Below are 9808 nucleotides of genomic sequence, written 5' to 3'. Positions count from 1 at the left end.
CCGGCAACCATCAGACGGCCGACATAGGGCAGCCGGATCGTGCCGTCGCCGGCCACCGTCACCACATTCACGGGCTGCGACCTTACGGTGGGATCGACCGTATCGCCGGCGATCGCGGCGCCACCCAGTCCGGTCCCCGCGCTCTGCGTGCTGGCGCCGAACAGCGTCATGCCGACTTCGTAGATATTGATCTGGAGCGCATCACCGGGCGCGATCCGGTCGACCCGCCCCTCGCGGGCCAGTGCCGCGATCTGGCCGATGGCACGCCCGGCCGGCTGGATCGCCTGCAGCTTCTTGAACGCCGCACCGTCGAGGTCGACCACCTGGAACTTCAGTTCGGCGGCGGGATCGGTGGCGCTGCTGATCACCTGCCGGCCGGTCGGCCCGCTCGACGGCAGGCTTGCGCAGCCCGACAGCAGGACCGCGAACATCGACAGGGTGCCGGTCACGCGGAGGTGAAGGCTGGAACTGGACTGCATCAAGGCCCCTATAGCGAGAAACGCGGCAAATCTGTGACTTGGTTCGAAAGCTGGGTGGACGAGAAGCGCGGGAGACACCGTCTCGTCAAGCCCATTTCCACTGCCGGAAGAGAGAAGGTGAAGGCGATGGCGGTCACGCCGCGCGCATCTGCAGCCCGTGATGGACTTCGCAGGCTTCGGCGACGGTGTCATAGAAGGTGAGGTTGCCGCCGTAGAGCACCGCCCCCCGCTCGCAATATTGCTGCAGCATGTGCGGATCATGCGAGACCATCACGAGCGTGCCCTGCTCGCGCCGCTTCATCAATTCCTCGTGCGAGCGCTTGCGGAAGCGTTCGTCGCCGGCGCCTGTCACCTCGTCGACCAGATAGCAGTCGAAATTGATCGCCAGCGAGATGCCGAAGGCCAGGCGGCCCGCCATGCCCGACGAATAGGTCCGCACCGGCTGGTGGAAATAGGCGCCGAGCTGCGCGAATTCCTCGACATAGTCGAGCGTCTCGCGCTCGGGCTGGCGATAGATGCGGGCGATGAAGCGGACATTGTCGCTGCCCGTCATGGTCGGCTGGAAGGCGCTGGCATAGCCGATCGGCCAGCTCGTCGTCATATGCCGTTCGACCGTGCCGCTGCTCGGCTGCTCCACCCCGGCGATCAGCCGCATCAGCGTCGACTTGCCGGCGCCGTTCGCGCCGCAGATGCCGATGCTCTCGCCGCGCCGGATCTCGAAATTCAGATGGCTGAACACCTGCTTCTGGAATTTACGGATATGGTAGGTCTTCGAAACATTGTCGAACCGGATCATCGAACGGCTTTCTTCCACTCACCCGCAGCTACAGACGGAGTCGACCGATAAAATACTGGACGCTGTCCGCGCGTGCTGCGATGCGCGGCAAGCATAGACGATGGCCGGCCAAACGCAAAACATCCCCTTCGCGATCGACGCGCGCATGCTGGGCCGCGAGGGCACCGGTGTCGCCACCTATGCCGCCGCCATGCTCGACGCGCTGGAACGTGCCGGGCGTGCCCCGATCCGGATCAGCGACCCGAGCTGCGGCCGGCCGATGGAGCGGGCGCGCACCATTGCCCGCTGGACGCGCTGGACCGACGCGCTGGTCGATCGGCCGCGTCGCCTGTACGAGGCGCCGGGCCGGCTGCGGGCGCGGGACATCTTCCGCCTCGCCCAGGTCCATTTCGATCGGCACGGCAAGATGCTGCGGCTGCGCGCGCCGGGGCTGGCGGGCATCGTCCACTGGACCTATCCGCTGCCGATCCGGATCGAGGGCTGGACCAACATCTACACCGTTCACGACGCGATCCCGATCTTCCATCCCGAGCTCAGCCAGATCGACGCGGCGCGCCATCGCCGCCTGCTCGAGGCCCTGGCGGCCGGCGCCGAGCATTTGCTGACCGTCTCCGAGGCCGCGCGGGTCGACATCATCGCCGCGCTCGGCTGCGATCCGAAAAGGATCAGCGCCTGCCCGCCCGGCCTCGACGTGGCCGCGGCACCGGCGGCACCGCTTCCCGCCGGGCTGGAAGCGGGCCGCTATCTGCTGTTCGTCGGCAGCGTCGAGCCGCGCAAGAACCTGATCCGGCTGGCGGAGGCTCATCTGCGGAGCGGATCGCCCTACCCGCTCGTCATCGCCGGGCCGGACGGATGGCGCTCCGCCGAGATCGCGCCGCGGCTCGCCGCCGCGCCGGGGATCGTCCGCCTGCCCTATGTCGAGCGAGGGCAGCTGATGGCGCTGATGGCGTCCGCAAAGGCGCTGGTCTTCCCGACCATCACCGAGGGGTTCGGCCTGCCGATCATCGAGGCGATGCAACTCGGCACCCCCGTGCTCACCTCGCGCGGCGGGGCGACCGAGGAGGTGGCCGGGGGCGCGGCGCTGCTCGCCGATCCACTGTCGACCGACGATCTCGCGGCGCAGATCGCGCGGCTCGGCGACGAGGCGACGATCGCGTCCCTGGGCGCCGCCGGCCGCGCGCGTGGGGACAGCTTCACCGCCGCGGCCTTCGCCGAGAGGCTGGACGCGATCCACGCGCGGCTGCTGGCCAAATCGTCGGCGACCGACTAGGGCGGCGCGGACGGGGGCGAAGCGGATCGGGATGACGAAACTCACCATCGGGATCGACGGGTTCAACCTCGCCATGCCGCGCGGCACCGGCGTCGCCACCTATGGCTTCGGCCTCGCCCAGGCGGTGGCCGGATTGGGCCATGCGACGCTGGGGGTGTTCGGCATCGACGTCGGACAGCGGCCCGACACGCGCGAGCTGCTGTTCTGGGACCGGATCGGCAAGGAGCGCGGGCACGAGACCCGCAAGCAGCACAAGCGCCGGCTGCGCCGCGAATGGCTGCGCTCCTTCCTGCCGGCGCATGGCTATGAGGTGCCGGTGAGCGGCGCGATCGAGAAGCAGGTCTTCGCCGACCGGCTGCCGCATTTCGACCGGCTGGTGAGTTCGCCCGCGCTGTGGGACGTCGCCGACAAGCGACTGCGCAAGCTGGGCAGCTTCCTGACCCTGCGGGTGCCGAACCCGCCCGACATCATGCACTGGACCTATCCGATCCCGGTGCGGCTGGAGGGCGCGCGGAACATCTATACGCTGCACGATCTGGTGCCGTTGAAGCTTCCCTACACCACGCTCGACCACAAGCATGTCTATCGCAAGCTGATCGAGCTGTGCGTGACGCAGGGCGACCATATCTGCACCGTCTCGGAATCGAGCCGGCGCGACATCCTCGGCCTGTTCCCCGGCACCGCGCCCGACAAGGTGACCAACAGCTACCAGACCGCGCCGGTGCCCGAGGCGCTGCTGGCGCGCGCGCCGGAGGAGGATGCGGCGGTGGTGGAGGGGATGTTCGGGCTGAAGCGGCGGGGTTACTTCCTGTTCTTCGGCGCGCTCGACCCGAAGAAGAACCTCGCCCGGCTGATCGAGGCCTATCTGTCGAGCCGCAGCGAGACGCCGCTGGTGATCGTCGGCGCGCGGCACTGGGGGACCGAGCAGGAAGCGCGCATCTTCGGCGACAAGGGCATATCGCTCTATGGCGAAGCGACCGCGAAGGGGCTCGTCCAGCTCGACTATCTGCCGCGCGAGATGCTGCTGCGGCTGGCGCGCGGGGCGAAGGCGGTGATGTTCCCGTCGCTCTACGAGGGCTTCGGCCTGCCCGCGCTGGAGGCGATCCGGCTCGGCACCCCCGTCATCGCCTCGACGACCAGCTCGCTGCCCGAAGTGGTGGGCGAGGCGGGGCTTCTGGTCGACCCCTATGATCCGGCGGCGATCGCCGGGGCGATCCGGGCAATCGATGCCGACGCGGCGCTGGCCGAGCGCCTGTCGGCCGCAGCCCCCGCGCAGGCCGCCAGGTTCAGCGACGAGGCCTATGCGGCACGGCTCGCGGCGATGTACGACCAGGTCATGCGTCAGGCCTGACCGGGCCAGCGGCGGCGGGCCTCGATGCCGTGGGCGTCGAGCGCCTGGAGTTCCGCGAGCAGATCCTCCGCCCGGTCGAGCGGCCAGGCGTTGGGGCCGTCGGACTTCGCATTGGCGGGATCGGGATGGGTCTCCATGAACAGCCCCGCGATCCCGACCGCGACCGCGCCGCGCGCGAGCACGGGCACATATTCGCGCTGGCCGCCGGAGGTCATCCCCTGCCCGCCGGGCAGCTGCACCGAATGGGTCGCGTCGAACACCACCGGACAGCCGGTCTCGCGCATGATGACGAGGCCGCGCAGGTCGGTGACGAGATTGTTGTAGCCGAAGGAGGTGCCCCGCTCGGTGACGAGGACCTGCGCGGGCGCGCCCGCCGCCTCCCCGGCCGCCTTCGCCTTGGTGACGACATGGGCCATGTCGCCGGGCGCCATGAACTGGGCCTTCTTGATGTTGGCGACCTTGCCGCAGGCGCCGACCGCCTCGATCAGGTCGGTCTGGCGGGCGAGGAAGGCGGGGGTCTGGACGATATCGACGACCTGGGCGGCGGCGCGGACCTGCTCGGCATCATGGACGTCGGTGAGGATCGGCAGGCCGGTCTCGGCGCGGGCCTTCTCCAGGATGCGCAGCCCCTCGTCGAGGCCGGGGCCGCGGAAGGAGGCGTTGGAGCTGCGGTTCGCCTTGTCGAACGAACTCTTGAAGACGATCAGCATGCCGAGCCGATCGGCGATCTGCCGGAGCCGCGCCGCGACCGAGAGGACCAGCGCCTCCGACTCGATCACGCAGGGGCCCGCGATGACGAACAGGGGCTCGTCGAGCCCGACTTCATGTCCCAGCATCTTCATGGGCGACACTTAGGCGGGGCGCGGCGGGGAGGCAATCGGGTGCGCGCGCGCTTCGCTGCGACGGCGATCCCGGCCTCCGCCGGGATGACGGACAGGGTCAGCGGCCACGCGCGATGACGAAGCTGGGTTCGAGCAGGGGTTCGACGGCGGCGTCCTCGGGGCCTTCCTCGAAGCGGCGCTGGTCGGCGGGGGAGACGAACCAGCCACGCCGCACCAGCCATTCGCCGACATCGGCACGCGCGGTGAGCCAGACGGTGAGCGGGGTGAGCAGCAGACCGAGCGCGACGGGGAGCGACCAGATGGTGCCGTCGATGCCGAGGCCGATCGCCGCCATCATCGCGACGCCAAGGGCGATGTGCCAGCGGTAGAAGCGCGTGACCTCGGCCAGGTCGAGCCCCTCCACCTCGCGGCGCTGGGGGAGCCAGCCGCTCTGGCGGCCGCGCAATATGTCGACGATCGCCATGGTCTGGGTGAGCATGATGACCGGGGCGGTGACGATCGAGGTGAGGATTTCGAGCAGGGTGCCCCTGGCGATGCTCGGCCAGCCGCCCAATTGGCGGACGAGCGGGCGATCCTGCGACAGCGCGATCAGCGCGGCGGCCTTGGGGCCGATCAGCATCAGCACGGTGAGGCCGAGCAGCCAGCCCGAGGAGATCAGCACATAGCCATCGAAATTGGCGCGAAGCTGCTCGAAGATCGCGGCGCCGAGGAGGAGGAGCCAGAGCGGCGAGGTGAGATAGGCCGAGGCGCCCATGAACAGCTGGAGCCGGCTGACCCAGTGCAGCCCGGCGGTGCCGAGCAGGCGGAGATGCTGGAGATTGCCCTGGCACCAGCGCCGGTCGCGGACCGAATGATCGATCATCGTCGGCGGGAATTCCTCATAGGAGCCGTCGGGCAGGGCGACCATGTGGACCGCCCAGCCGCGACGGCGCAGCAGCGCCGCCTCGACCATGTCGTGGCTCATGATGTGGCCGCCGAGCAGGCCGTCTTCCGACAGTTCGGGCAGGCCGCAGCTTTCGGCGAAGGCGCGGACCCGGACGATCGCGTTGTGGCCCCAGAAGGTCGCCTCCGTCCCCGACCACCAGCGCAGGCCCGCCGAGGCGACGGGTCCGTAGACGGCGGAGGCGAACTGGTGCCAGCGCGCGAACATGGTCTGGCCGTTGATCAGCTGCGGGACCGTCTGGAGCAGGCCGATGTTCGGCCGCGCCTCGATCGCGGTGGCGAGGCGGACCATCGCCGCGCCGCTCATCAGGCTGTCCGCATCGAGCACCAGCATGTAATCATAGGCGCCGCCGAAGCGCTGCACCCATTCGGCGATGTTGCCGGGCTTGCGGGCGATGTTGCGCGGGCGGCGGCGATAGAAGAGGCGGGCGCGGCTCGCCTCGCGCAGGCGGCGGAAGGCGAGATATTCGGCGGCGTGGTTCCGCTCATGCGAATCGCTGAGAATGAAGAAGTCGAAGCGATCGGCCGCGCCGACGCGATCGACCGAATCGGTCATCGCGGCGAGGCGGCGCGAGACGGCGGCGATATCCTCATTATAGATCGGCATCAGCACCGCGGTGCGCCCGCGCGGCCGGGTGAGCCGGCCGGGCGCGACGGCCGGCGCTGGACCGCGCCCGAGCAGCACGAACAGGCCCGCGACCGCATTGAGGAAGCCGAAGGCGATCCAGGCGAACAGGCCGAAGAAGAGCAGGAAGAAGCCCGCATCGATCCAGTCGATCCCGTCCGACTGGAGCGGGGTGAACATCTCCTGCGCGGCGAGCAGGCCGAACAGGAAGCTGCCGACGATCAGGAATAGGCGGCGCTGGAACAGCGGGCCGACATAGCCGACCGGCTCCGCCTGCACATTGGCGGGCAGGCGCGAGAGATCCTGGACCGGCATCGCCAGCGGCGCTTCCGGCGGCAGGTCCGCGCCCGGCGCGCCCATCTCCAGTTCGTTGTCGATCCGATACAAATCAGCTCTCGCTTTTCGGGCCGGGCCTCATGACAGAAAAGGAGGTGATTCCCCTCCCCTTTGCGTCAGGCTGCACTCGGCGCCGGATCAGTGGCAGAAATTTGGTGCGATGCACAAGGGGACAGTCCTCCTTGCCCCCCTCCCTGACAGGGAGGGGGAATTGGGGACGGAGAAAAAAAGGGAGGGCGAACCGCGGTCATCAGTAGAATTGGTGGATGACGGTTTCGCTGAGCGGAGCGTCGCCGCGCTGGAGGGTGGCGCGGAGGTTGGCGGGGTCCGGGGTCTTGCTGGTGTCGACGATCAGGCGCCAGCGGCCGGGGCGGCCGACCACGGGATAGGCGACCGAGGAGAGGATGCGGCCGCGATCGACCGCGACGGCGGCGGTGACGCCCGAGCCGCGATCGAGGCCGCGCAGCGCCGGCCCCTCGAAATCGACGACGAGGCGGCGGGCATTGGCGATCGGATCCAGCCCCGGGCGGCCCGCCGTGCCGGTCCAGCGATCGACGACGCGGGCGAGCGGGGCGGCGTCAGGCTCCCCGCCGATCCAGCGCAGCCGATAGTCGAAGGCGAAGCGGCTGCCGGCGGTGGCGGGGCGATCGGGGGTCCAGAAGGCGACGATATTGTCGTCCGTCTCCCGGCTGGTCGGAATCTCGTAGAGCATCACCGCGCCGGGGCCCCAATCGCCCTTCGGCTCGACCCAGAGGCCGGGGCGCTTTTCGTAGAAGACGCCGTCGTCCTGATAATGATCGAAGGCGCGATCGCGCTGGAGCAGGCCGAAGCCGCCGCCCAAGCCGTCGCCCGGCCCGCCGCCGGGATCGGCGAAGGCGTTGATCGTCGCGCGGGGCGGATTGCCGAGCGGGCGCCAGATCCGCTCGCCCGCGCGGTTGTGGATCAGCAGGCCGTCCGAATCGTGGATCTCGGGCCGCCAGTCGGCGCGCTGGGCGGGGTTGCCCTCATCATACCAGAACATCGAGGTGAGCGGTGCGATGCCGAGCCGCCGGACATCGCGGCGCATCCACAGCGCCACCGACACGTCCTGCACGATCTCCGCGCTGCCCTTCACAGTGGCGAAGCGATAGGCGCCGACGACGCTGGGGCTTTCGAGCAGGGCATAGACGGTGAGGCCGCCCTCTCCGCCCGTGCCCGTCCGTTCCAGCCAGAAGGCGGTGAAGACGGGGAATTCCTCCGCCCCGTCGATGCCGGTATCGATGGCGAGGCCGCGCGCCGACAGGCCATATTGGGCGAGCGGCCCGGCCGAGCGGAAATAGGAGGCGCCGAGGAAGGCGAGCCAATCGCCCACCCCGCCCCGGTTCATCACCCGGAAGCCGGCGATGCCGGGGACGATGTGGGGCGCGGGGCCGGCGTTGTCGGGGTCCGTGGCGGGGCCGACCGCGAACATATCCTCGCTATGCTCGATCAGGCGGGCGCGGCCATTTTCGACGACCGAGACGCGCACCGGGATCGGGGCGTTGCGGACCAGCGGGAAGAGGCGGACCGAATAGCCGTCATCGGGGAAGATCGCGCGATCGGGGCGGAAGGCGATGCGGTTGGCGGCGTCATAATCGACCGCATGGGCGCGCGGATCGGGCCGGGGCAGCGGACGCGCCCTGCCCCGCGCCAGCGCGGCGGCCTGGCCCTTCAGCCCATCCCAGGAGAAGGGCTGGCCGGCACCGAGGGCGGAGCGGGGGGTGGCGGCGACCGCATCCCCGCCGAAAGCGAGCGCCGCGCCGAGAAGCCCAAGGGTCTGCCGTCTGTCGAACATGCCGCTCCATCTAGGTTCGTTTCGCCGCCGGTCCACCGCGCATTCGGCGGATGGGGCGGTTCCTATGGCGAATCGAGATGAACGGAGGCTGAGGCGGCGAATGGTGAAGGGCCGCCGGCCACCCTCTTTCTCGTCATCCCGGACATGATCCGGGATCCAGCTTGCCTTGGCGGTGGCGAGAAAGAAGCGGGATCCCGGCTCAAGGCCGGGATGACGGGGAGGGGAAGGCGCGTGGCGGGCCGATTCCGGCCCCCCATTTCCGGGTGCATGGGGTTGTTCGTTCGTATTTTTATTTTTCGCGCCGCTCCTGGTCCTCTCGCCCCAACCGGGCGGGCAGAGGGCGCCGGCATAGGTGGCGCGCAGATAGCGGGCCAGCTGGCGGATGCGCGCGGAGCGGATACCGTGCTTCCAGGCGTTGCGGTTGCCGCGCGGGGCGCCGCTGCCCTTGCCACCATGCATGCGGCAGCGCGCCCGGCCGCCGACGGCAGGGGACCGGCATGACGCGCCGGAGCGGGTGCGGGCGCCACAGCGCGGGGCACCCGCCAGGATTGCGGGCTCGACGCTCATTCGCCGTCGGTGTCTGCCCCGGCGTCGCGCGCGCGGATCGTTCTCTCGACATGGGCCATCGCCGTCAGCGAGGCACGGCAATTGGCCTGCGCCCGCAGTGCCAGCCGCACATAATCCTTCGTCGCGCCCGGCCATTGATGCTGATGCTCGACGGCGGATCGGGTGAGTTCGAGGAACATTTCATTGAGGGTGAGCGACTGCTCCATCAATATCTCGCTCGTCCGCGTCATGAAATCGACGGGGAGGCAGGCATCGGGATCGTCCGCCTCCGGACTGCGCATCTCGTTCATCGTGGGCCTTTCGAAAGAAGGATGCGAGACTAGCAGAAACCGGGGCAAAAAGCAAGAACAAATAGCGAACAACGGTTGGCAGCCAGCGGTTCAGCCGAAGCTCTCCGTCAGCTCGACCACCTCGAAATCATAGCGCTCCCAGCCGCGCTGGCGGGCGGCGTCCCGGGTGGCGGCCTGCTTGGCGGTCGCCTCCCGCAGCGACTTAGTGTGGCCCCAGAAAACCTCGGTCCGCCCGCTGCCGAGATGGGCGACGATCCGCCAATAATGGGTGAAGGGCGCGGCGGTGGGGCCGATGGTCTTGACGTAGCCATCGGAGAGGGTGGCGGTGAGGTAGCGTTTTTTGCGGGGCATGGATACCGGAAATTGAGCATGGCGCGCGCCATGTGCGAAAGTCTTTCACCAGTGAACTGTTGCGGCAAGCGATATCGCAGGAGCACTTCGTCATCACTTTACAACGTCAGACGATGGAGAAGGCACCAGTTAATGGCCCCGCCTGC

At 69.1% G+C, this 9808-nt stretch carries 9 protein-coding genes and 1 pseudogene (1 of these 10 only partly in view); 2 read left to right on the top strand and 8 right to left on the bottom strand.

The window, feature by feature from the left end; translation table 11 throughout:
* Window positions 1-479, bottom strand: partial view of a polysaccharide biosynthesis/export family protein gene (locus tag CMV14_RS04610; protein ID WP_066959352.1) — the beginning only. The gene continues 706 nt to the left of window position 1, outside the view; the window shows 479 of its 1185 coding nt (coding positions 1-479); it begins with the start codon at window positions 477-479; its stop codon lies off the left edge, out of view.
* Between the two features lie 133 nt (window positions 480-612).
* A complete protein-coding gene (locus CMV14_RS04605) occupies window positions 613-1275 on the bottom strand; it encodes an ABC transporter ATP-binding protein (protein ID WP_066959708.1) in 663 nt (220 codons plus the stop codon).
* 100 nt (window positions 1276-1375) lie between these two features.
* Between CMV14_RS04605 and CMV14_RS04600 the strand changes: the two genes are divergently transcribed.
* Window positions 1376-2545 carry a glycosyltransferase family 4 protein gene (locus tag CMV14_RS04600; RefSeq protein WP_066959354.1) on the top strand — a complete coding sequence of 390 codons (1170 nt, stop codon included), beginning with the start codon at window positions 1376-1378 and terminating at the stop codon, window positions 2543-2545.
* A 31-nt stretch (window positions 2546-2576) separates the two neighbouring features.
* Window positions 2577-3896 (top strand): glycosyltransferase family 4 protein, encoded by a 1320-nt coding sequence (locus CMV14_RS04595; protein WP_066959355.1) that lies wholly within the window; start codon window positions 2577-2579, stop codon window positions 3894-3896.
* Here the strand turns inward: CMV14_RS04595 and kdsA are convergent.
* The 6 genes and pseudogenes from kdsA to CMV14_RS04570 all read right to left on the bottom strand — a co-directional run bounded on the left by kdsA (window position 3887) and on the right by CMV14_RS04570 (window position 9662).
* Complete coding sequence (kdsA, locus tag CMV14_RS04590; RefSeq protein WP_066959358.1) at window positions 3887-4738, bottom strand: 3-deoxy-8-phosphooctulonate synthase; 852 nt, start codon at window positions 4736-4738, stop codon at window positions 3887-3889. The genes CMV14_RS04595 and kdsA overlap by 10 nt on opposite strands.
* 97 nt (window positions 4739-4835) lie before the next feature.
* A complete protein-coding gene (gene mdoH, locus CMV14_RS04585) occupies window positions 4836-6692 on the bottom strand; it encodes a glucans biosynthesis glucosyltransferase MdoH (protein WP_066959359.1) in 1857 nt (618 codons plus the stop codon).
* Between the two features lie 199 nt (window positions 6693-6891).
* Window positions 6892-8454: an OpgD/OpgG family glucan biosynthesis protein gene (locus tag CMV14_RS04580; RefSeq protein ID WP_066959710.1), complete on the bottom strand. Its 1563-nt coding sequence runs from the start codon at window positions 8452-8454 to the stop codon at window positions 6892-6894.
* Window positions 8455-8931: 477 nt separating this feature from the next.
* Window positions 8932-9021, bottom strand: a pseudogene (locus tag CMV14_RS27550) (hypothetical protein); the annotation flags it as partial.
* Window positions 9018-9311, bottom strand: a complete 294-nt coding sequence (locus tag CMV14_RS04575; protein ID WP_066959361.1) for a hypothetical protein — start codon at window positions 9309-9311, stop codon at window positions 9018-9020. The gene CMV14_RS04575 and the pseudogene CMV14_RS27550, both read right to left, overlap by 4 nt.
* 90 nt (window positions 9312-9401) lie before the next feature.
* Window positions 9402-9662, bottom strand: coding sequence for a hypothetical protein (locus tag CMV14_RS04570; protein WP_066959363.1), 261 nt, complete (start codon window positions 9660-9662; stop codon window positions 9402-9404).
* Between the last annotated feature and the right edge of the window lie 146 nt (window positions 9663-9808).

The organism is Rhizorhabdus dicambivorans (assembly GCF_002355275.1).
Taxonomy (GTDB): domain Bacteria; phylum Pseudomonadota; class Alphaproteobacteria; order Sphingomonadales; family Sphingomonadaceae; genus Rhizorhabdus; species Rhizorhabdus dicambivorans.
The sequence above is the reverse complement of the archived record's forward strand: the minus strand, read 5'-3'. Positions and strand labels throughout refer to the sequence as shown.